General features: G+C 66.8%; 21 protein-coding genes. 13 read left to right on the top strand and 8 right to left on the bottom strand.

What is annotated here, in order from left to right; genetic code table 11:
- Window positions 1–240: 240 nt before the first annotated feature.
- Both dksA and VH569_RS25620 read right to left on the bottom strand, forming a co-directional pair.
- Window positions 241–660: an RNA polymerase-binding protein DksA gene (gene dksA / locus VH569_RS25625; protein WP_012974451.1), complete on the bottom strand. Its 420-nt coding sequence runs from the start codon at window positions 658–660 to the stop codon at window positions 241–243.
- A 274-nt stretch (window positions 661–934) separates the two neighbouring features.
- Window positions 935–1,360: a flagellar assembly protein FliX gene (locus VH569_RS25620; RefSeq protein ID WP_109047796.1), complete on the bottom strand. Its 426-nt coding sequence runs from the start codon at window positions 1,358–1,360 to the stop codon at window positions 935–937.
- Between the two features lie 230 nt (window positions 1,361–1,590).
- Between VH569_RS25620 and VH569_RS25615 the strand changes: the two genes are divergently transcribed.
- The 6 genes from VH569_RS25615 to VH569_RS25590 all read left to right on the top strand — a co-directional run bounded on the left by VH569_RS25615 (window position 1,591) and on the right by VH569_RS25590 (window position 7,144).
- Complete coding sequence (locus VH569_RS25615) at window positions 1,591–2,733, top strand: flagellar basal body P-ring protein FlgI (RefSeq protein ID WP_174472755.1); 1,143 nt, start codon at window positions 1,591–1,593, stop codon at window positions 2,731–2,733.
- Complete coding sequence (locus tag VH569_RS25610) at window positions 2,733–3,122, top strand: rod-binding protein (protein ID WP_376959567.1); 390 nt, start codon at window positions 2,733–2,735, stop codon at window positions 3,120–3,122. Before VH569_RS25615 ends, VH569_RS25610 begins: the two co-directional genes overlap by 1 nt.
- The gene (locus VH569_RS25605) at window positions 3,115–3,624 is read left to right on the top strand and encodes a flagellar basal-body protein (protein WP_423319010.1); all 510 of its coding nucleotides are present in this window, start codon (window positions 3,115–3,117) and stop codon (window positions 3,622–3,624) included. The genes VH569_RS25610 and VH569_RS25605 overlap by 8 nt, the downstream gene beginning before the upstream one ends.
- Window positions 3,625–3,896: 272 nt before the next feature.
- Entirely contained in the window at window positions 3,897–5,798 is a 1,902-nt protein-coding gene (locus tag VH569_RS25600) for a flagellar hook-length control protein FliK (RefSeq protein WP_423319008.1), read from the top strand.
- Window positions 5,799–5,875: 77 nt separating this feature from the next.
- The gene (locus tag VH569_RS25595; protein ID WP_423319006.1) at window positions 5,876–6,628 is read left to right on the top strand and encodes a flagellar hook assembly protein FlgD; all 753 of its coding nucleotides are present in this window, start codon (window positions 5,876–5,878) and stop codon (window positions 6,626–6,628) included.
- Between the two features lie 189 nt (window positions 6,629–6,817).
- Window positions 6,818–7,144: a DUF1153 domain-containing protein gene (locus VH569_RS25590; protein ID WP_109047791.1), complete on the top strand. Its 327-nt coding sequence runs from the start codon at window positions 6,818–6,820 to the stop codon at window positions 7,142–7,144.
- A gap of 83 nt (window positions 7,145–7,227) precedes the next feature.
- On the opposite strand, the gene VH569_RS25585 is transcribed toward VH569_RS25590, so the two are convergent.
- Complete coding sequence (locus tag VH569_RS25585; RefSeq protein ID WP_423319004.1) at window positions 7,228–7,815, bottom strand: TetR/AcrR family transcriptional regulator; 588 nt, start codon at window positions 7,813–7,815, stop codon at window positions 7,228–7,230.
- A gap of 121 nt (window positions 7,816–7,936) precedes the next feature.
- Between VH569_RS25585 and VH569_RS25580 the strand changes: the two genes are divergently transcribed.
- Window positions 7,937–8,380, top strand: a complete 444-nt coding sequence (locus VH569_RS25580; RefSeq protein WP_423319002.1) for a MaoC family dehydratase — start codon at window positions 7,937–7,939, stop codon at window positions 8,378–8,380.
- A 72-nt stretch (window positions 8,381–8,452) separates the two neighbouring features.
- On the opposite strand, the gene VH569_RS25575 is transcribed toward VH569_RS25580, so the two are convergent.
- The 3 genes from VH569_RS25575 to VH569_RS25565 form a co-directional block, all read right to left on the bottom strand.
- A complete protein-coding gene (locus tag VH569_RS25575) occupies window positions 8,453–9,541 on the bottom strand; it encodes a TRAP transporter substrate-binding protein (RefSeq protein ID WP_423319000.1) in 1,089 nt (362 codons plus the stop codon).
- Between the two features lie 732 nt (window positions 9,542–10,273).
- The gene (locus tag VH569_RS25570; protein ID WP_423318999.1) at window positions 10,274–11,161 is read right to left on the bottom strand and encodes an S-methyl-5'-thioadenosine phosphorylase; all 888 of its coding nucleotides are present in this window, start codon (window positions 11,159–11,161) and stop codon (window positions 10,274–10,276) included.
- Between the two features lie 75 nt (window positions 11,162–11,236).
- Window positions 11,237–11,920: a rhomboid family intramembrane serine protease gene (locus VH569_RS25565; protein WP_423318997.1), complete on the bottom strand. Its 684-nt coding sequence runs from the start codon at window positions 11,918–11,920 to the stop codon at window positions 11,237–11,239.
- A 237-nt stretch (window positions 11,921–12,157) separates the two neighbouring features.
- Between VH569_RS25565 and VH569_RS25560 the strand changes: the two genes are divergently transcribed.
- Complete coding sequence (locus VH569_RS25560) at window positions 12,158–12,955, top strand: oxepin-CoA hydrolase, alternative type (protein ID WP_423318995.1); 798 nt, start codon at window positions 12,158–12,160, stop codon at window positions 12,953–12,955.
- Window positions 12,956–13,022: 67 nt separating this feature from the next.
- Here the strand turns inward: VH569_RS25560 and VH569_RS25555 are convergent, their stop codons facing one another.
- On the bottom strand, window positions 13,023–14,501 hold the full coding sequence (locus VH569_RS25555; protein ID WP_423318994.1) for a methyl-accepting chemotaxis protein: 1,479 nt from the start codon (window positions 14,499–14,501) through the stop codon (window positions 13,023–13,025).
- Window positions 14,502–14,885: 384 nt separating this feature from the next.
- Here VH569_RS25555 and dprA point away from each other — a divergent pair, with 384 nt between their 5' ends.
- Both dprA and topA read left to right on the top strand, forming a co-directional pair.
- A complete protein-coding gene (gene dprA, locus VH569_RS25550) occupies window positions 14,886–16,022 on the top strand; it encodes a DNA-processing protein DprA (RefSeq protein WP_423318992.1) in 1,137 nt (378 codons plus the stop codon).
- 46 nt (window positions 16,023–16,068) lie between these two features.
- Window positions 16,069–18,873: a type I DNA topoisomerase gene (gene topA, locus VH569_RS25545; protein WP_423318990.1), complete on the top strand. Its 2,805-nt coding sequence runs from the start codon at window positions 16,069–16,071 to the stop codon at window positions 18,871–18,873.
- Between the two features lie 63 nt (window positions 18,874–18,936).
- Here the strand turns inward: topA and VH569_RS25540 are convergent, their stop codons facing one another.
- On the bottom strand, window positions 18,937–19,491 hold the full coding sequence (locus tag VH569_RS25540; protein ID WP_423318988.1) for a DUF4405 domain-containing protein: 555 nt from the start codon (window positions 19,489–19,491) through the stop codon (window positions 18,937–18,939).
- A gap of 208 nt (window positions 19,492–19,699) precedes the next feature.
- Here VH569_RS25540 and VH569_RS25535 point away from each other — a divergent pair, with 208 nt between their 5' ends.
- From VH569_RS25535 to VH569_RS25525, 3 genes are read left to right on the top strand one after another with little or no spacing between them, the layout of a single operon-like run.
- On the top strand, window positions 19,700–20,566 hold the full coding sequence (locus tag VH569_RS25535) for an AraC family transcriptional regulator (protein ID WP_423318986.1): 867 nt from the start codon (window positions 19,700–19,702) through the stop codon (window positions 20,564–20,566).
- 23 nt (window positions 20,567–20,589) lie between these two features.
- Window positions 20,590–21,312: an AzlC family ABC transporter permease gene (locus VH569_RS25530; RefSeq protein ID WP_423318984.1), complete on the top strand. Its 723-nt coding sequence runs from the start codon at window positions 20,590–20,592 to the stop codon at window positions 21,310–21,312.
- Window positions 21,305–21,613: an AzlD family protein gene (locus tag VH569_RS25525; RefSeq protein WP_423318982.1), complete on the top strand. Its 309-nt coding sequence runs from the start codon at window positions 21,305–21,307 to the stop codon at window positions 21,611–21,613. The genes VH569_RS25530 and VH569_RS25525 overlap by 8 nt, the downstream gene beginning before the upstream one ends.
- Window positions 21,614–21,680: the final 67 nt, after the last annotated feature.

Below are 21,680 nucleotides of genomic sequence, written 5' to 3'. Positions count from 1 at the left end.
GCTTGGAACCGTCGTTTCGAATGACGTTCCGAACCCTGTGAGGACGGCTTGGTTCCATCGCCGGCCCTGAAGCCAACGGATGCAGGCGACGGCAACAGCCTTGAAACGACGAAAGCGCCGGTCGGGACCGGCGCTTTCCATCCGTTCGGTGCCATCTGTCCCGTGCAATGCCGACGCGGCGCGCCGCCCTGCCCCTGGTGAGCGGCACTGTGCGGGCCTGCGGGACCGGAAGGCGCGGCGTCAGTCGTCGCGCTGGGTCCGTTCCATCCGCTCGTGACGCTCCTGAGCTTCGAGGCTCAGCGTCGCGATCGGTCGGGCATCGAGCCGGCGAACGGAGATGGGATCGCCCGTCTCCTCGCAATAGCCGTAGCTGCCGTCGACCAGACGCTCCAGCGCGGCGTCGATCTTGGAGATCAGTTTGCGTTCACGATCACGCGTCCGCAGCTCCAGCGCACGGTCGGTCTCGGCCGAGGCGCGGTCGGCGATATCCGGTTCCTGGATACCGCCTTCCTGGAGGCTGTTCAACGTGCCGGTGGATTCCGCCAGCAGTTCCGCGCGCCAGCGCAGCAGCTTCTGGCGGAAATACTCCCGCATGATCGGGTTCATGAACTCCTCGTCTTCCGACGGGGAATAGTTCTGGGGCAGAAGCGGCGACGTCATCCGAAAGCATCCAGCGAAAAAGGGGTGATCCGGGCGGCGCGGAGTATAGGCACGCCACGGCACGACCGCAACCCATTGGTTCGCCCCCGCAACGACCAAACAAGCCCTTGGAATAAAAAAGATTTGTCAGCGTTGCAGATTCGCCGCCACCGTCTGGCGGCCATGCATGGGCGAATCCGGCCGTCGCATGGGGCTCTCATCGGCGGCACCCTGCCCCACCGGCACGGAGCGCCCGCCTCAACGCTTGAAGCGACCGTAAAAGCGACCGGTCGGTTCAGGAGGTCAGCTTCGCCAGTTCGACCTGGGCGCGCAGATCGATCTCGTCGAGGATTTCGGCCAGCCCCGGATCGTCGACCTGGGCACGGCGCGTCTGCACCACCTTCGCCAGATCGGTCAGCTTCTGCACCGACAGTGTACCGGACAGCAGCCCGTGCTGGATTTCCTCCAGACGGTCCAGCATCTCCTCCGCCCGCATCTTGCCGCGGGACGCACGCGCGGTGGCGTCGTCGGTGACGTCAACCTCCTGCAAGGCCAGCACGCCCGAAACACCGGCGCTGGCGGCGGTGCCGCTGACGCCGTGGGCGGAGCCGGCCTCTCCCACCAATTGCTTGGAGAAGGCTGCGCCGGACGAGCCTTCGGCCTTGCCGGTGCGGCGGACAGACCCACCGCCGCGTATGTTTCCGGAGCCTTCGACTTTCATGATCCGTGCAACCGTTTGCAGTAAAGGATTCGTAAACGCGCACACAATAGATGGATCAACCTTAACATCCGGTCAAGGCTTGCCGCAATCGGGCAAAAATTGCCGGCCGGCTGTGACCGAAAGGCGCCATATTCCGGACGTTTTTCAGGACAGGCACCGAAAGCCGCCGTTTACGGTCTCTGGCACGGCGTTTGTATAGGGACGGGCACGAGTTCAGGAGTGTCCGCGTCATGATCCCCACCGCCTTTCGCCTTCTGCGCCGCCGTGCCGTCCTGGCCGTGCTGACCGCCTTGCTGGCGTTCGGCATTCCGGCCGCACCGGCACTGGCCGCGTCCGCCCGTATCAAGGACATCGTCGATGTCGAAGGCGTGCGCGACAACATGCTGATCGGTTACGGGCTGGTGGTGGGCCTGAACGGCACCGGCGACAGCCTGAACAACTCGCCCTTCACCGAGCAGAGCCTGACCGGCATGCTGGAACGGATGGGCGTCAACACCCGCGGCACCAACCTGCGCACCAAGAACGTGGCGGCGGTGATGGTGACGGCGACGCTGGGCGCCTATGCGGCGCAGGGCACGCGCATCGACGTCACGGTGTCGGCGATGGGCGACTCCAAGAGCCTGCTGGGCGGCACCCTGCTGGTCACCCCGATGATGGGCGCCGACGGCGAGGTCTATGCCGTGGCCCAGGGGCCGATCGCCGTGTCGGGCTTCACCGCCCAGGGCCAGGGCGCCAGCGTCACCCGCGGCGTGCCGACCTCCGGCCGCATCTCCTCCGGTGCCATCGTGGAGCGCGAGATCCAGTTCTCTCTGGCCGAGTTGCCGGTGCTGCGGCTGTCCCTGCGCAATCCCGACTTCACCACCGCCCAGCGTGTGGCGACCGCCATCAACATCCAGCTGCGCGGCAACCGCGCCCAGGCGACCGACCCGGCCTCCGTCCTCATCAACGTGCCGGACTCGCGCCGTGGCGACGTGGTGGGGCTGGTGACGGAGATCGAGCAGCTGCGCATCACCCCCGATCAGGTCGCCCGCGTGGTGGTGGACGAGAAATCCGGGGTGATCGTGATGGGCGAGAATGTCCGCATCTCCACCGTCGCCATCGCCCAGGGCAACCTGACCATCCGCATCACCGAAACCCCGCAGGTCAGCCAGCCCGGCCCGTTCAGCCAGGGCCAGACCGCGGTGGTGCCGCGCACCGACATCCAGGTCGACGAGCAATCCAACAACCGCCTCGCCGTGATGAATTCCGGGGTGACCTTGCAGGAGTTGGTACAATCCTTGAATGCGCTTGGAGTGGGACCGCGGGACATGATCGCCATTCTCCAGTCGATCAAGGCCGCCGGAGCCCTGCAAGCCGAGATCGAGGTGATCTGATGACCATGAGCCCCGCCCTTTCCACCGCTTCGGCCCCGCGCAGCGCACCGCCCGCCTCGTCGTTGGTGGAGCGCGCCCAGGCCGCGGGGTTCGGCGTGCGCACCCTGGCAAAGATTTCCGATCTCGAGGCCAAGATCGACCCGGCAAAGCTTGCCCAGATCCGCAAGTCCGCCAACGAGTTCGAGAGCCAGTTCGTCTCGCAGATGCTGGGCCCGATGTTCGAGGGGATCGGCACCGACGAGACCTTCGGCGGCGGGCGCGGGGAAGAGATGTTCCGCCCGATGCTGATCGAGCAGTTCGGCAAGCAGATCGCCCAGCGCGGCGGTTTCGGCATCGCCAATCAGGTTTACGGAGAGCTTCTTCGCGCCCAGGAGGCCAGCCATGGATAAGGTCGACGTTCGTTTCCCCCAGCAGCCCAAGCCGGCCGCCAACCTGCCGAAGAACGCCCAGGAGCGCGCGGTCGCGCTGATCGAGCTGATGGGCCGCCTGACCGCCCTGCTGGAACGGGAGGCCGCCGCCGTCCGCGCCCGCCGCCCGGCCAAGGAACTGGCGCAGATCGTCAGGGACAAGCAGCCGATGACGCTGGTCTATGAGGAGATCAGCCGCATGCTGCGCGTCGACCGCGAGGGGTTGATCGCCCTGCCGCAGGAGTTGAAGACGTCGTTGAAGGACGCGACCGGCAAGCTCTATGCGGCCACCGCCGACAATGCCGAGGCCCTGCGCATCGGTGGCGAGGCGCAGAAGGTGATGGTCGACACCGTGGTGACCGTCATCACACGCCAGCAGAAGGCGCCGACCACCGCCTACGCCGCCCATATGGGTGGCGGCCGCGGCTATTCCGCACCGCCCAGCGGGCCGCGCACCTCGGCGGCGCTGAACACCCGGCTCTGATCCGATCGACCTCCATCCGTGACTGCCGAGCTTTTTCGGACGGCCGCCTCTCTCCACAGGGGCGGCCTTTTTCTTTTTGTGCCCGGCGGCTACGGCAAGAAAGGCCCTGCACCCGGCGGAATTTGCCGGTCAGGACCGTGCGAGGCGGCGGGAACTGCCGTCCGGCTCCCGATCAAGGGCGCGACAACAGGGGGGGCGTAGTTGGCCCGTCCGTTGCATTGGTCCCAGCGCATCGCCGTCGGTGCGTTCCGCCGTCCCTGAGAGGCCCTTCCATGGAAGTCCAATCGAACAAAATCGCCGCGTCCTTGTTCGACGGTCTCAGCCAGTCCCAGCAGACGCAGGGGACCGGAACGAAGAACGACCTGTTCTCCAAGATGATGGACCGCATGCTGACCGATGCCGCGGCGCGCAAGCGCGAGCAGGCCGATGCGGCAGCCCGCGACTCCGCGAAAGACGCGGCGAAGGATACCGCCAAGGAGGCTGCAAAGGATGACGCAAAGGATGCCAGGGGCGCCCGCGCCGCGGAGGCGCAGCGCCGGCAGCCGGTGCGCGCGGAGCCGAAGCCCGATCTGACCCGCGACAGGGCCGCTGAAACCCGGCGCCAGCAGGATGCCGCCGACGCGACGCGTGCGGCCGAGCCGAAGGCCGGCAAGGACGACGATCCGAAGATTCAGGCCCGCCAGGAGGACCACCGTCCGGCCAAGGCCGAGAAGACGGCGAAAGACCAGTCCAGGACCGACAAGGCCAAGGGCAGCCCGGATAAGGCCAATGCCGACAAGGCCAATGCCGACAAGACTGGTGCGGACAAGACCGATGCGGCGACGGCCGGCGGCAGCGCCGATGCCGAAGACGCCGCCGCGACCGGCGATTCCGCCTCGGCCGACGCCGCCGCACAGGGCGAAACCATGGCCGACGCCGGCGGTGAGGACAGGTCGGACGATTCCGCCGAGGGACAGGCCACCGCCCAACCCGCCGACCAGCCGCTGCCGCCTGTCCAGCCGACGGTGCAGCAACCGATCCCGCAGGCGAGCGACCTGATCCTTGCCGGCCTGATGCCGGCCGGACAGACGAAGGCGCCGGACAGCACAGATGACGCGGCCGGCGGTGCCGACGCCCCTGCAACCGGAGTGGCCGGGCCTGTCGATCCCGCCGCCCAGCGTGCAGCCCAGCTTGCCCAGGCGCAGGCCGCCACCACCGAAGCCACGGCAGCCGGTCAGGCGGGTGCGGAAGCCACAGCGAAGGCCGGCGGCAAGACTGCCGCCGTCGGCGACGCCGCCGCCCAGACGACGGATGCGGCCCAGGCCGAACGCGGCGCACAGCCCGACGCCGAGGCCCTGCCGACCGACGATACCGCCCTGCCCGACCGCTTCGCCGATCTGCTGGCCGCCGCCAAGGCGAAGGCCGGCGATGCCAAGCAATCCGGCAAGCATGCCGGAACCGAGGGCGGCAGCCGGAACGACGCCCAGCCCCAGGCGCCGACCGCGATGCAGCAGCCGACCCCACCCACGGCGCCGGCCATGCCGGCGGCGGAAGCGGTCACGGCAGCCGCGACGGGCACCGCCGCCAAGACGCTGGAGGGCCTCGGAGGCGTCGAGGGAACCGCGGGGACCGGCACCTCTGCCGCCAGCCCGCACACCCATCCGGCGCTCGCCGCGATGGAAGGGATTCATGCCGGCATTCCCGGCCTCGACCAGCCGCAGGCCGCCACCGCGACCCTCCGTCCGTCGCGCGGCGCCGGCATGCCGATGGGCGTGCACGACCAGATCGCCGTACACATCAGGAAGAGCGTCGCCGACGAGGTCGACCAGTTCACCATCAACCTGCATCCTGCCGAACTGGGCCGGATCGACATCAAGCTGGACATCGGCGCCGATGGCCGGGTCAATGCGATGGTCGCGGTGGAAAAGGCGCAGACGCTCGAACTTCTGCAACGCGACAGCCGCGGTTTGGAACGCGCCTTGCAAGACGCTGGATTGCAGACGGACGCCAACAGCCTGAACTTCAGTCTGCGCGGCGAGGGCAATCCCTTCGCCGGCGACGGCCGGGGCGACGGCAAGGGGACCGGATCGGGTAAGCGCGGCCGCGGCTTCGGCGGTGGTGGCGACGATGACGGGTCCGATGGTGCCGTCTACACCGCGACGCTCGGCGACGGGCGCGTCGACATCCGCGCCTGAGCGGGGCGGCCGGACCCGGCCGCATCCCGCCGTCGCATCAGAGAATTCGGCCGACAGGGCCATAAAGGACGACCGCCATGACCACGACCACCAACACGACCTCCAGCCCGACCCTGAACCAGTACGGCACCTATTCGGGTGGTCTCTCCACCGGGTCGAAGACGGCGACCGAAACCTCCAAGACGCCCCAGACCGATGCCGATAAGACCGCCTCGGCCACCAAGGGGCTGGGCGACAATTTCCAGACGTTCCTCACCATGCTGACCACGCAGATGAAGAACCAGGACCCGCTGAAGCCGCTCGACACCAACGACATGACCAAGCAGCTGGTCGATTTCGCCAACGTCGAGCAGAACATCGGCACCAACAGCCGCCTGGACAAGCTGGTGCAGTTGCAGTCGGCCGGCACCGCCTCGACCAACCTTGCCTATCTCGGCCGCACCGTCGCCTTCGAGGGCGACAATTTCCAGTATTCGCAGGGCATGACCCAGGCGCCACTGGGCTATGAGCTGGCGACCTCGGCCAAGTCGGTGCGCGTCGACATCCTGGACTCCAACGGCAACATCATCCGCTCGATGCCCGGCGAAACCACCGCGGGCACCAAGCATGCCGTCAGCTGGGACTTCAAGGACAACAACGGCCGCGCGGTGCAGCCCGGCACCTATCGCATGAACGTGGCGCCGGTGTCCGAGAACAAGAACGACACCATCAAGACCACCACCTACACCTTCGGCACCGTCTCCGGTATCGGCAACAACAAGGACGGCGAGACGGTGCTGAACATCGGCACCAGCGAAGTTCCCCTGTCGAAGCTGACCACCGTCTACTGACCCGGATTCGTTGTACCGGCCGACTGCTGCAAGCCTTGACGGATGGGCCACCACGACCGCCCTGTCCGTTCGGGTGAGCAACTACCACCCGATAAAAAGTTAACCCTTTCGTTTAGGCATTTGTTAAGTGCCGGCGCATACAGTACCCCGAAATCGTGGAATCCACAGTTTGGGTTGGAGCGTCCGCGCATGGCACTCATCGAATTCGACATCGGCGACGACTCTGCAGCCGGTGCATCGGTCATTGGTCCTGAGGGGCGTCCCATGACCGAAAACGACCTTCCCCCGCCCGACACCAAGCGTTGGGTGATGCGCCGCAAGGCGGAAGTGGTCGCTGGCGTCCGTTCGGGCCTGATAAGCCTGGAGGAAGCCTGCCGCCGCTATACCCTGTCGGTGGAAGAATTCCTGTCCTGGCAGAGGCTGATCGACAGCCACGGCATGCGCGGTCTGCGCGCCACCCGATTGCAGGACTACCGCCCCGGCCAGACGGTCCGCGACCGCATCGGCGCCGACTGACGCAGCGTGCCGACTTGGGAAAGCGCTGCGGGACCGTCCTGCGGCGCTTTCTTGCGTTTGATGGTGTGCCAAGTCTCGGGTGACTATTTCTCCGTGCAGGCCCCGTCGATCAGGGCCGCAGCCGCACTCGCCACCGCCTCGTTGCCCGGCCCCAGATCCAGCGCCCGGCCAGCGGCATAGGCGCCTTCCATCAGAAGCTGCAACTGCCCGCACAGCCGGTCCGGATCGTCGGCGCCTGCCGCGACCGCCATCGCTTGCAGGCGGTCACGGACCATCCGCTTGTGCGCCAGCGCCAGCGCCCGTGCGGGGTTGGTGGGATCGCGCAGTTCGGCGGCAGCGGTGGTGAAGGGACAGCCCTGGAATTTCGGATGATCGATCCAGTGGCCGAGCGCGGTGAACAGCGCCTTCATCTGGGTGCGCGGGTCGCCGGGATGGCGGGCAGTCACCCTGTCCCACCAAGCGGCGTGCTGAACCATGCTGCGCTCCAGATAGGCGCAGACCAGATCGTCCTTCGACGCAAAATTCCGATACAGGCTCATCTTCGCGACACCGGACCGGGCGATGATCGTGTCGATGCCGACCGCGCGGATGCCTTCGCGGTAGAACAGCTCCGCCGCGGTGTCGAGAATCCGCTCGCGCGCCGGCTTCCTCTCCCCTTCGACTCCACCCATCCGCCAACCCCACCCGCTCGCAACAGCCGGGTCCAAGCCCGGCATTGACAATGATACAGACCTGTCTCTACCATCGCAATGAAGAGACAGGTCTGTATCGTCAAGAATGGAGTTCCGGGGGATGCGCTATTTCGAGGATGTCGCGGCGGGCGACCGCTTTACCGGCGGACCGGTCACGGTCAATGCGGCGGAAATCGTCGCCTATGCCGAAAAATTCGACCCGCAGCCGTTCCACCTGGACGCCGAAACGGCGAAGGACACGCTGTTCCGCGGACTGGCCGCCAGCGGCTGGCACACCGCCGGGATGACGATGCGGATGATCGTGGGCAGCAACGCCGAGTTGGCCGGCGGCTATATCGGCATGGGGGTCGACCAGATAAGCTGGCCGCGTCCGACCCGTCCCGGCGACGTGCTGCGCATCGAGATGGAGGTGCTGGAGGCCCGGCGTTCCGCCAAGCGGCCCGACCAGGGCGTGCTGCGGGTAAAGACCACCACCTTCAACCAGAATGACGAGGTGGTGCAGACCATGATCGCCAACCTGCTGGCCCCCGGCCGCCCGGCCTGACAGGAGCAGGCCTGGAAAAAAGCCCCCGCATCCGGGACGGGATGCGGGGGCCGCAAGCTTCACCCGATGCCGTCAGCGCTTCAGGCCGGCGGTGAAGGCGAAATTGTCGAAGGAGTTCTCGGCCACCCGGAACCACAGATATTCGTCGTCGCGGAACTTCTTCCACGGCTCGTAGATCTTTGCGAACTTCGGGTTGGTCTTGGCGGTCTCCTCATACAGCTCGGTGGCGGCCTTGTAGCAGGCTTCCATCACCTCGCGCGGGAAGGGACGCAGCTGGGCGCCGCCGGCGACCAGACGACGCAGCGCCGCCGGGTTTTCCGCATCGTACTTGGCGTTCATGGTCAGGTTGGCCTCGAAGCAGGCAGCCTCAAGAACGGCCTTGTACTGCTTGGGCAGTTGTTCCCACTGCTGCTTGTTGACCAGCAGCGAGACGTTCAGCCCGCCTTCCCACCAGCCCGGATAATAGTAGTACTTGGCGACCTTGTTGAAGCCGAGCTTCTCATCGTCATAGGGGCCGATCCACTCGGCGGCGTCGATGGTGCCCTTTTCCAGCGACGGATAGATGTCGCCGCCGGCGATCTGCTGCGGCACCGTGCCCAGCTTGGCCAGAACCTGCCCGGCGAAGCCGCCGATGCGGAACTTCAGGCCCTTCAGGTCCTCGACGGTCTTGATCTCCTTGCGGAACCAGCCGCCCATCTGCACGCCGGTGTTGCCGGCCGGGAAGTTCATGACGCCATAGCCGTCGAAGAACTCGCGCAGCAGGGCCATGCCGCCGCCATTGTAGATCCAGGCATTCTGCTGGCGGGCGTTCAGGCCGAAGGGCACCGTCGCGTCGAAGGTGAAGGTCGGATCCTTGCCGACATAGTAATAGCTGGCGGTGTGGCCGCACTCGACCGTGCCGTTCTGCACCGCATCCAGCACCTGCAGGCCGGGGACGATCTCACCGGCGGCGAAGGGGCGGATGGTGAACTTCCCGTCGGTCGCGGCGGCGACACGGGCGGCAATGGTGTCGGCTGCACCGTAAATCGTGTCCAGGCTCTTGGGGAAGCTGGACGCCAGACGCCAATGGATCTCCGGCTGGCTCTGCGCGATGGCGGGGGCCGCCAGGGTGCTGGCGGCGACGCCGACACCGGCGGAGGTCAGGAAGGAACGACGCTTCATGAACGTTTCCTCATCGTTATGGCCATGGCGCCGGTTGAGCGATGACGCCATTTGCCGAACACAAGACACTATGGTGTCCGAACAATCCTAGAAATCGCAACGGCTGTCCGACAATTCGTTAAATTGCATAGCTTCCATTCCGGTTTTATTTCGTCGCGTGAAAAATACAGTGCGCATGCGCGACTGAAGCGATGCCAAGTGGCCATCGCTCTATCCGGGATTTATCGAAGCAATGCATTGCAGGATGACACGGGGATCGTGCATTCGCTCTGGCGAACAGCCATCAGCCGTATCGATCAACCGCAGAACCGTCTTGCCGTTGCCTGAATGGTTACATGTACCGATGATATATGCGACGGGCGAAACGGCACCCACCCCTACTTTCGTTCATGGGCTTGGCCGTAGCGACCTCACGATGCCAGCGGTTCCGCCGACAGTCGCCGTCCACGCGCAAGGGCGAACAAATGCATTTGCATGCAACTTGCGGCTTCCAGCAGATCGGGATGCTTGGCATGTTTGCCGCGCGGTCGGGGCGGCGGAATGGCCACCGCCCGCGCCGCACTGACGGAGGGCAAGAGGATGGACAAAATCCTCACTCTCCTGATCCTGCTGTTGCAGGTGGTCAAGCTGCTGCTTGAATACCTGAACCGCTGATCGGGCGGGCGTGCCGGGGATTACGGCCCCGGTACGCCCGCCCCAAAAATAGTGCCTTTTCACCCCGTCGGCAACGGTTCAGCCCAGTGTGCGCTTCACGATCAGCGACAGCTTTTCCAGCATCGCCGGATCGCGGTGGCTGGGCGCCGTCATGATGGCGTTGTCGAGCGCCGTGTGGCAGCCCTGGGCGCATAGCCCCTCGCGCTGCGCCACCTTCGGCGCCAGCGCCGCCACCAGAGAGCGGGCCTTGCCGGCATTGGCGACCACCACGCGGATCACCGCATCGACCGAGACATGGTCGTGCCCCTCGTGCCAGCAATCGTAATCGGTGACCATGGCGACGGTCGCGTAGCACATCTCCGCCTCGCGGGCGAGCTTGGCCTCCGGCATGTTGGTCATGCCGATGACGTCGCAGCCCCAGCTGCGGTAGAGGTTCGATTCGGCGACGGTGGAGAATTGCGGCCCTTCCATCACCATGTAGGTGCCGCGCCGCTGGTGCGGAATGTCCAGCTCGGCCAGCGCCTCCTCGATCAGGTCGCCCAGCCGCCCGCAGACCGGATGGCCCAGCGCCACATGGGCGACCAGCCCGCTGCCGAAGAAGGTCTTGTCGCGGGCGAAGGTGCGGTCGATGAACTGGTCGATCACCACGAAGGTGCCGGGCGGCAGATGCTCCTTCAGCGAGCCGACCGCCGAGACCGACAGGATCTCGGTCACGCCCAGCTGTTTCAACGCATGGATGTTGGCGCAGAAGTTCAGCTCCGACGGCGGGATGCGGTGGCCGCGGCCGTGGCGCGGCAGGAAGACCAGTTTCCGGCCCGCCAGCTCGCCGGTCAGCAGTTCGTCGGACGGATCGCCGAAGGGGGTCGTCACCTTGACCCAGCGGGTGTTCTCCAGCCCGTCGATGTCGTACAGGCCGCTGCCGCCGATTACGCCCAGAACAGTCTCGCCACTCTTGCCGTCGCTCATGAACCGCCGTCTCCCGCTGAAGATCGCGCGAGTATTTCGGTGACCGGCGTCGAATGCAACCGTTCAAGGCACGTCCTAAAGCCCGCCGTTCGCCCGGCTTCGCCTGGGCAGGATCAGCAAGGCGCCCAGCAGCAGCCCGGCGGCCAGTCCGCCGACGTGGGCGCCCCAGCCGACCTCGGCCATCGGGGACTCGGCGTTCAGCGGCACGAGCGTCATCGCCGCGTTCAGCAGTGCGAAAACCAGGATCGCCCCCTGCACCAGCCGCCGCGGCAGACGCCGCGACAGCAGGCCGGCACGCGGTCGCAACCACAGGAAGGCTCCCATCAGCGCGCAGATCGCCCCGCTCGCCCCGATCAGCGGCGCCATCCGGTCGGCGGCCAGCAGCCCCTCCGTCAGCGCCGCCGCCACCGTTCCGGCAAGGAACAGCAGCAGATAGCGGAGACGGCCGACCTCCCGCTCCACCACATCGCCCAGCAGCCACAGCACCGCCATGTTGGACAGCAGATGCGTGAGGTCGCCATGGACCAGCACATGGCCGAACAGCCCGCGCCACAACGCACCGGTGGGCAGCGGCCCGGCCAGCTCGACCGTTCCGAAGAAATAGGCGGGGACGAAGGCGAAGGATTCCGGCGGCAGCCGCAGGACGAAGGCCAGCACGCAGACCAGGATCACGGTACGGTTGGCATAAGGCGGAGCGGCCATGGCGACGATCGGTCCCCCTCTCCCGCCCCGGCCATGCCGGTCCACCGCCAGCGCCATGCCCTGCCCCCCGCACAATCAGGTGCCGCAGTCCCACGCCACCACGGCTTTGCGCGGCGATAGGTCTCACCCCAATGTAGGAAGGGATATTCCGGAAAAACAGCGGTTTCCCGCGGCATCGGGGACGCTCCTATACCGGTCGGACGGATTGGAGCATCGTTCCCCAACTGGCACAGTCATTCCACCATCCGGCGAGGATCCGTCTGCCGGACAACGACAACCGGGGAAGAAACGACCATGAACGAACGTCAGGATACCGGCAGCATGACGGTTGAACGCCAGGGCCGCGTCATGGTGCTGACCATGAGCGACGCCGGCACCCGCAACGCGCTTGGTTTGAAGATGATGGCCGACGGCCGCGATGCGCTGGACGAGGCGACGCACGACTCCGGCATCGGCGCCATCGTGTTGACCGGCGCCGGTGGCGCCTTCAGTTCGGGCGGGCATCTGAACAATCTCTATCACCATGGCAGCCGGTCACGCTCGGAGAACCGGGACGGCATCGAGCGCTTTCACGGCTGGGTCCGCGCCATGCGCGAATGCCCAAAGCCGATTGTCGCCGCGGTGGAGGGTCCGGCCGCCGGTGCCGGCTTCTCGCTGGCGCTGGCCTGCGACCTGATCGTCGCGGCGGAAGACGCGCAGTTCCTGACCGCCTATGTCAAGGTCGGGCTGACCGCCGACGGCGGCGCTTCCGCCTCCCTCGCCCGCGCGCTGCCGCCACAGCTCTATGCCGAGCTGATGCTGACCGGCGGCCCCGTCGATGCCGCGCGTCTGCATGCGGCCGGCGTGGTCAACCGCGTCACCGCCCCCGGACAGGCGCTGGCCGAGGCCATCGCCTGGGCCGGGACCATCGCCGAAGGGCCGAGCGGTGCCATGGGCCGGGCCAAGAAGCTGATGGAGCTGGCCTATGGCAGCTTCGCCACCCAGCTTGCCCGCGAAAGCGACCTGTTCGTCGAAGCCCTGCACCATGGCGAAGCGAAGGAAGGAATCACCGCCTTCTTCGAGAAGCGGCCGCCGACATTCCATAGACGCTGACGGACGCGAACGGCCGGGCGTCGTGGGTACGGCGCCCGGCCCTCGTATCCGTGGCCGCGCCCGTGCGTCACCGCACGAGAACGTGCGCCGCCTCCTTGGTCCTTTCGACCGCGCCGGACACCTGGCTGACCGCGCTGGAGATGGCGGCGACGTTGGAGGTGACGGTCGCCACGGCGGCCGACGCGCTCTGCATGTTGGATGACATGTTCTGGGTGACGGCGCTCTGCTCCTCCACCGCCGACGCCGTGCCGGTCACATGCTCCCGCACCGCCGCGACGGCTTCGCGGATGGCGCTCAACGCAGTGGCGACCTCGGTCGAGGTGGACTGGATGCCTTCGATCTCGGCGGAGATCTGCTCGGTCGCCTTGCCGGCCTGGTTGGCGAGGTTCTTCACCTCCGAGGCGACGACGGCGAAGCCCTTCCCCGCCTCTCCGGCGCGGGCCGCTTCGATGGTGGCGTTCAGCGCCAGCAGGTTGATCTGGCCGGCGATGCTGTTGATCATCCCGACGATGCCGTTCATCGCCTGGGCCGCCGCCGCCAGCCGGTCGGTGCTTTCCGCCACCGTCACCGTGCGGTCGAAGGCGCCGTCGGTCGCCGCGCGGGCGCGGGTCATGCTCTGGGAAATCTCGCCGATGGAGGCGACCAACTCCTCCGCACTCGCGGCCACCGCCTGGACGCTGGCGGAGGTCGAACCCGCGGCGTGGTTGGCAGACTCCGCCTCTCCCATCGACAGGCGGAGCGCCCGATCGACCTCGCCGAAGTTCTTGTCGATCATGATCTTGAGGTTGTTCAGCAACGAGACCTGCGCGGTCACATCGACGGCGAACTTGACCACTTTGACGATCCGCCCCGTCTCGTCGAGGATCGGGTTGTAGGCGCCCTCGATCCACACGGGCTTGCCGGATTTGGCGATCCGCTTGTACTGCGCCGCCTGGAATTCGCCCCGCCGCAGCGTTTCCCAGAAACGGGCATAATCCGCGCTGTCGCGGTATGCGGTCTCGACGAACATGCTGTGGTTCTTGCCAACGACCTCGTCCAGGCGATAGCCCATCACCTTCAGGAAATTGTCGTTGGCCCTGGTGATGATACCCTCGGTGGTGAACTCGATCACCGCCTGCGACCGGTTGATCGCCGTCATCTGGGCGGCATAGTCGAGATTTTGCAGCCGATCCTTGGCGTCGGCCCATTCGACGACGAAACCGATGCGCTGGCCGTCTTCGGTCAGCGGCGTGACCAGCAGGTCGAACTGATGCCCGCCGACCTTGATCGTGGCGCTGTGCGGCTTGGTCAGCGACGCCAGCATGGTGCGCTGATGACTGGGGTTCTTGTGGAAGACGTCGATGTTGCTGCCGACCAGACGACTGACGTCCAGGCGCGGCAACTCCTTGCGCAAATCGCCCTCCGCCTCGCGCAGCAGCTCGACCACGGCGGGGTTGACATGGACGATGGTCAGATCGGCATCCGCCACCATCACCTTGGCGCGCAAAGCATCGAGCGCCGCCATCTTGCGCTTGAGCGCCAGAGTGTGTTTTCCCCGTCCGAACATCGGCCACCCCGCGTGAGTACTCTATTATGTACGCGAATGATAGCGATAATCGCAGAGAACTCCATAAGGATAAATCTGTCATGTTGTGACAACTTTCATGAACCACGAAGCATCTGACTGTCATAAAAGACCAGTAACCATAGACATTGTGGGAATGTCGCAAAGATAAACCAAATCTAATATCTTAACTTTTCCTCGAATCTGAAATTTTATTACCATAATAAGATAAAATTGTTTCGCGCCAGCGTGCCGCCGAAGCCGTTCATGGGTCTCCCTACAGCCACAGCAGCGCCGACCCATCCAGGAGCAGAAATATCGCGCCAATCGCGAATTGGTGCGAATGTATGTTGAACGGGCCGATATCAGGTTGTAAATGTTTCCGACATGACACAACCGCGCCGCCCTTTGACCGACGCCGAACGGCTCGACTGGATCCGCCTCATCCGAACGGAGAATGTCGGGCCGATCACCTTTCACCGCCTGCTGGACCAGTATGGCAGCGCCGCCAAGGCGCTCGACATGCTGCCGGATCTGGCGCGGCGCGGCGGACGGGCCAAGCCGTTGCGCATCGCCTCCAAGGCCGAGGCGGAGCGGGAGATGCAGGCCAACCGCCGCTTCGGCGCCCGTCTGCTCTGCGCCTGCGAACCGGATTACCCGGAACCGCTGGCCGCGGTGGACGATGCCCCGCCGGTGATCTCGATCATGGGTCACGCCCATCTGCTGCAACGGCGCGCGGTCGCCATCATCGGAGCGCGGAACGCTTCGCTGAACGGCAAGAAATTCGCCGAATCGCTGGCGCGGGACCTCGGGACTGCCGGGCTGCTGGTGGTTTCCGGCCTGGCCCGCGGCATCGACACCGCCGCCCATGCCGGCGCGCTGGCCAGCGGCACCGCCGCGGTGCTGGCCGGCGGCATCGACGTCGTCTATCCGCCGGAGAATGAGGGGCTGTACCGCGACATCCTGGCGCAGGGCGTGGTGGTGGCGGAAAGCGCCATCGGCACCCAGCCGCAGGCCCGCCACTTCCCGCGCCGCAACCGCCTGATCTCCGGCCTGTCGCTGGGGGTGCTGGTGGTGGAGGCGGCCTTGCGCTCCGGTTCGCTGATCACCGCGCGGATGGCACTGGAGCAGGGACGCGAGGTGATGGCGGTGCCGGGCTCTCCGCTCGACCCCCGCTGCCATGGCACCAATAACCTGCTGCGCCAGGGCGCCACGCTGGTGGAGCGCAGCGACGACGTGCTGCGCGCCATCGAACCCCTGCGCCCGCCGACGCTGGCGGAACGGCAGCCCGACCTGTTCAGCACACCCGCCCTCACCCATGGCCGAGCGATGGAACCCGACGAATCCGACCTTGCCAAGGCGCGTGCCGTGGTGCTGGAAAACCTCAGTCCCTCGCCCGTCACCATTGACGAACTCGTTCGCGGGTGCCAATTGTCCGCTCCGGTGGTGCTGACCGTGGTTCTGGAACTTGAGCTTGCCGGCCGAGTCCAGCGTCTTCCCGGTCATCAGGTCTCTCTCGCCTGATCGGCGCCGCCTTGGTTTGAGTGGGCATACGCGAAGGGCTGGTTTCTTGCCGGGCAGCAACGTCGTCATCGTCGAATCGCCGGCCAAGGCGAAGACCATCAACAAGTATCTGGGCGACGACTACACCGTCATCGCCAGCTTCGGCCATGTCCGCGACCTACCGGCCCGGGACGGCTCGGTGCGCCCGGACGAAGACTTCGCGATGGAGTGGGAGCTGGGCGACCGCTCCAAGCGCCACATCGACGAGATCGCCAAGGCGGTGAAGTCGGCCGACCGCATCTACCTCGCAACCGATCCGGATCGCGAGGGAGAGGCCATCGCCTGGCATCTGTCCGAACTCCTTCGCGAAAAGCATCTGTCCGACAACCGCGACGTCCAGCGCGTCACCTTCAACGAGATCACCAAGTCGGCCGTCCAGACCGCCATGGCCAACCCGCGCGCCGTGTCGCAGGAACTGGTCGACGCCTATCTGGCGCGCCGCGCCCTGGATTATCTGGTCGGCTTTACCCTGTCGCCCGTGCTGTGGCGCAAGCTGCCGGGCTCCAAATCGGCCGGCCGCGTGCAGTCGGTGGCGCTGCGCTTGATCTGCGAGCGCGAGTCGGAGATCGAGGTCTTCAAGCCGCAGGAATACTGGTCGATCGCGGTGGGCTTCACCACGCCGGCCGGTTCCTCCTTCACCGCGTCGCTGACCCAGTTGGACGGCAAGCGCCTCGACAAGTTCGGCCTGCCCAACCGCGAGGTCGCCGAGGCTGCGGTGGCGCGGATCCGTCCGCAGGCTTTCGCCGTCTCGACGGTGGAGCGCAAGCAGAGCCGCCGCAACCCGTCGCCGCCCTTCACCACCTCCACCCTGCAGCAGGAGGCCTCGCGCAAGCTGGGCTTCGGCGCCACCCGCACCATGCGCACGGCGCAGAAGCTGTATGAGGGCGTGGACATCGGCGGCGAGACGGTCGGCCTCATCACCTATATGCGAACCGACGGCGTCAGCCTGTCGCAGGAGGCCATCGACGGCGCCCGCGGCCTGATCGGATCGCACTATGGCGAGCGCTACGTTCCGGCCCAGCCGCGCGTCTACAAGACCGCCGCCAAGAACGCCCAGGAGGCCCACGAGGCCATCCGGCCGACCGACCTGCACCGCCGCCCCGACTCGGTGGCCGGCTATCTGGGAAGTGACGAGCTGCGGCTCTACGAGCTGATCTGGAAACGTACGCTGGCCAGCCAGATGGAAAGCGCCGTGCTGGATCAGGTGGCGGTCGACATCGCCAGCCCGTCCAAGGACGTGGTGCTGCGCGCTACCGGCTCCATCGTCGTGTTCGACGGCTTCCTGAAGGTCTATCAGGAGGACCGCGACGACGCGGCCGAGGACGACCAGCAGGAACGCCGGCTGCCGGCCATGGACCAGGGCGACGATCTTTCCCGCGGCGACATCGACCCGGAACAGCATTTCACCCAGCCGCCGCCGCGCTATTCCGAAGCCAGCCTCGTCAAGAAGCTGGAGGAGCTGGGGATCGGCCGCCCGTCGACCTACGCCTCGATCCTTCAGGTGCTGCAGGACCGCAATTACGTGCGGCTGGACAAGCGGCGTTTCATCCCCGAAGACCGCGGCCGGCTGGTCACCGCCTTCCTGGAGAACTTCTTCCACCGCTATGTGGAGTACAATTTCACGGCGGAGCTGGAGAACCAGCTGGACGAAATCTCCGACGGCAAGATCGACTGGAAGACCGTCCTGCGCGATTTCTGGACCGCCTTCGACGTGGCGGTGAACGGCACCAAGGACCTGACGATCACCCAGGTCCTGACCACGCTCGACAACGAGCTGGGCGCCCATTTCTTCCCGGCCGCCACCGAGGACGGCCATGACCCGCGCGTCTGCCCGGTCTGCCGCGAGGGCCGGCTGGGGCTGAAGCTGGGCAAGATGGGCGCCTTCATCGGCTGCTCGCGCTATCCGGAATGCCGCTACACCCGGCCGCTGGCCGTCGCCAACGACGAGAACGGCGAGGCGCAGGAAGGCCCGCGCGAGCTGGGCAACGATCCGGAGACCGGCCTGCCGGTGACGGTGCGCCGCGGCCCCTACGGCGCCTACATCCAGCTCGGCCCGGCGCCCTCTGCTGCCACCCCTCCGGTGGAGGAGCCGCCCGCGGAGGAGCCTGCGGCGGACGGCAAGAAGCCGAAGGCGAAGAAAAAGAAGAAGGACGAGGCGCCGAAGCCCAAGCGGGTTTCCCTGCCCAAGGGCATGGCCGCGGCCGACGTCGATCTCGACACCGCGCTGAAGTTGCTGGCCCTGCCCCGCGTCATCGGCAACCATCCGGAAACGGCCGAGGAGATCAGCGCCGGCATCGGCCGCTTCGGTCCCTACCTGAAGCATGGCAGCGTCTACAAGTCGCTGACCCCCGATGACGACGTGCTGACCATCGGCATCAACCGCGCCGTCGACCTGCTGGCCGGTGCCGCTAAGAAGGCGTCGGCCCCGGCCAAGACTCTGGGTGACCACCCGAAGACCGGCAAGCCGATCACCATGGGGTCGGGCCGCTTCGGGCCTTATGTGAAGCACGCCAGCGTCTACGCCTCGATCCCTAAGGGGACCGAGCCGGACAGCGTCACGCTGGAGCAGGCGCTGGAACTGATCGACGCCAAGGTCGCCAAGGATGCCGCCAAGAAGGGCGGCAAGGCGGCCAAGGATGCCGAACCGGCCAAGGCGGAGAGTGCGGAGGCGGAGAAGCCCGCCAAGGCGAAGGCCCCGGCGAAGACTGCGGCCAAGAAGCCGGCCGCCAAGAAGGCGACCAAGGCCAAGGCTGCGAAGGATGCCCCCGCCGAGGCCGCCGCGCCGAAGAAGAAGACCGCGAAGGCGTCGTAACCGCCCTCGCCACCCCGGCAGTTCCCCCTCCTCCCATCGGGACGAGGGGGACTTCCACGCCCCTCAGCGTGCCCGCTTCACCGCCAGCATGCTGGCGATTGCCGCACCGGTCTTTCCGGCACGCTCCCCGATCACGGTCAGCGTCTCGCCCGGTGCGGCGTCGATGTTCGCAGCCTTCAGCACCTCCACCGCCTTGTCGGGCGCCAGCCCCAGCGCCGGAGCGGCGGCTTCGAGACGTGCCCCGGACAGGGCGCCGAACACCGCCCCCGGATTGGCCCCGCCGCCCCCGGTGGTGCCGGTCATGCCGGTGAAGACCACCGAGACGATCAGGCTGGCGGCGAAGGCCGCCCGGGCGGCGTGCCGCTTCAGATAGCCCATGAAGGCGCGCCAGTTCTTCGCCAGATGCCACAGCGCGATGGCGGAGAACACCACGCTCAGCCATTCGTGCGAGAAGCGCACCAGCCCGGCGTTCCAATGCAGAAGCAGCATGATGCCGGTCACGGTGGACACGACGAAGGTGACGATGGTGACGGGCGTCACCACGTCGCGGGTCATGGTCCTGGAAATGCTCGTGTTGGGATTGGAACTCTTGGAATTGGTCATGTTGGAAACGGTCATGGCAGTCGCTCTCGATCCGGTGTCGTTTCTTGTTGGCGGCCATGATCGCGCGCGACTGTAACCGGACGATATCGGCCAGGCTGACGCTGTGTAACAGTGTGTAACGCAGCCGCTGCATGAGGCTCCCGCCAGCAATCCTGTCCAAGACGACCGGGGCGCCCGCCTGTTAGACTGCGGCATGGACCAGCAATCCGCCCTAGATCCTTCATTGAACCGGACGGCAACCGGCGGCGGCGACTTCGCCCGGCTGTGGCGGGAGGCGCGCTTCGACGGCATGGAATGCCTGAACGCCCGCTTCCAGCGCCACAGCTACGCCCCACACACGCACGAGACCTATGTGGTCGGCGTGATCACCGCCGGAACCGAGCTTTACCGCTGCCGCGGCACCGAACGGGTGGCGCGGGCCGGACAGGTGGTGCTGCTGGATCCGGAGATCCTGCATGACGGCCGCCCGGCGGAGGACGGCTATGCCTACCGCATGTTCTATCCTTCGGTGGCGCTGTTCGAACAGGCGATGACCGATGCGCTGGGCCGTCCCGCCGCACCGCATTTCTCCGCCATGGAACTGGACGACCCGGAACTGTTCCAGATCCTGCGCGGCCTGCACCATGGGCTGGAGGGGCCGTACCGCGAACCGTTGCGCACCGACACCGACGCGCTGCGCGCCTTCACAGCATTGGCGCTGCGCCATGGCGACCTGACGGCGCGGCCACGCGAGGCGGGACAGGAGCCGGCGGCGGTCCGCCGCGCGCGGGAGTATCTGGACGCCCATCTCGACAGCGCGGTCGAACTGGCCGATCTGGCGGAGGCGGCCGGGCTCAGCCGCTTCCATCTGCTGCGTGTCTTCCGGGCAACGGTGGGCACGACCCCGCACGGCTATCTGACCGACCGGCGGGTCGCCCAGGCCAAGCGACTGCTGGCGGGGGCCCTGCCGCTGGCCGACGTGGCGCTTGCCTGCGGCTTCTGCGATCAGGCGCATTTCAACCGGGTGTTCAAGGGACGGGTCGGCGTTTCCCCCGGCCAATACCGCCGCGGCAGCAATCCCATCCAAGACGCGCCCGCCGCAGCCGCCTAGCGTCCCCACCCATGAGCACAGAAATGAGCACGGGCAGCTTCGCCGTACCGGCATCCCCGCGGCAGGACTTCGCGTCGGGTGTCGTCCATAGTCTGCCCATCGTGGCGGGCGCCATCCCCTTCGGCTTCCTTCTGGGCAGCCTCGCCGCCAAGGCCGGCCTGTCGGCGCTCGACATGGGACTGATGAGCGCCCTGGTCTTCGCCGGCAGTTCCCAGTTCGTCGCAGTCGAGCTTCTGGATAAGGGCAGCGCCGGGCTGGCGGTGGTGGGTGCCATCCTGCTGGTCAATCTGCGCCACCTGCTGATGGGGGCGACGCTGGAGCCGCGCTTCCGCGGCGTGTCCAGGGCGCGGGCCGGGCTGGCGCTGTTCTTCATGACCGACGAGCAGTGGGCGCTGGCCCTGCGCCGCGGACCGGAGCTGTCGCTGGCCTACTGGTACGGCGTGGCGGCGACGCTCTATCTGGCATGGCTGTCCAGCACGGTGGCCGGGACGCTGGCCGGGACATTGATCGCCGACCCCGCCGCCTGGGGACTGGATTTCACCTTTATCGCCGTCTTCCTCTGCCTGCTGGCCGGGCTCTGGCGCGGAGTCGGATCGCTGCCGCCCTGGCTGGCGAGTGCCGCCGCCGCACTGGCGGTCCATGCGCTGTCGTCCGGCGGAACCTGGCACATCCTGGCCGGCGCCGTGGCTGGCGGGGCGGTCGCGGCACTCCAAGCGAAGGGGCAAGGGAGGATTCGCAATGCCTGAGGCCCTGAATCTGGACTGGAGCGTCTTCGCCATCGTGCTGGGCGGGGCGCTGGTCACCTGGATGACGCGGATCGGCGGACCGTGGCTGATCGCGCGGGTGCGGCTGGGGTCGGCAGCGAATGCGGCGCTGGAGGCGACGCCGGGCGCCGTGCTGGTGGCCCTGGTGGCGCCGGCCGCACTCTCGCGCCCGTCCGACGCGCTGGCCGCCGCCTTCGTCTGCCTGATCGCCCGGCGCGTGCCGATGGTTGTCACGGTGGTGGCCGGCGTGGTGGCCGTGGTGGCGCTGCGCCGCCTGATCTGACCCCCGCATTGACCCCTGTTGCAAACTGCCGTCTGGTGAAGCGCGCGGGGGATGCCTTATAAGTCGG

The organism is Azospirillum sp. 11R-A (assembly GCF_049472615.1).
Taxonomy (GTDB): Bacteria; Pseudomonadota; Alphaproteobacteria; order Azospirillales; family Azospirillaceae; genus Azospirillum; species Azospirillum palustre.
The sequence above is the reverse complement of the archived record's forward strand: the minus strand, read 5'-3'. Positions and strand labels throughout refer to the sequence as shown.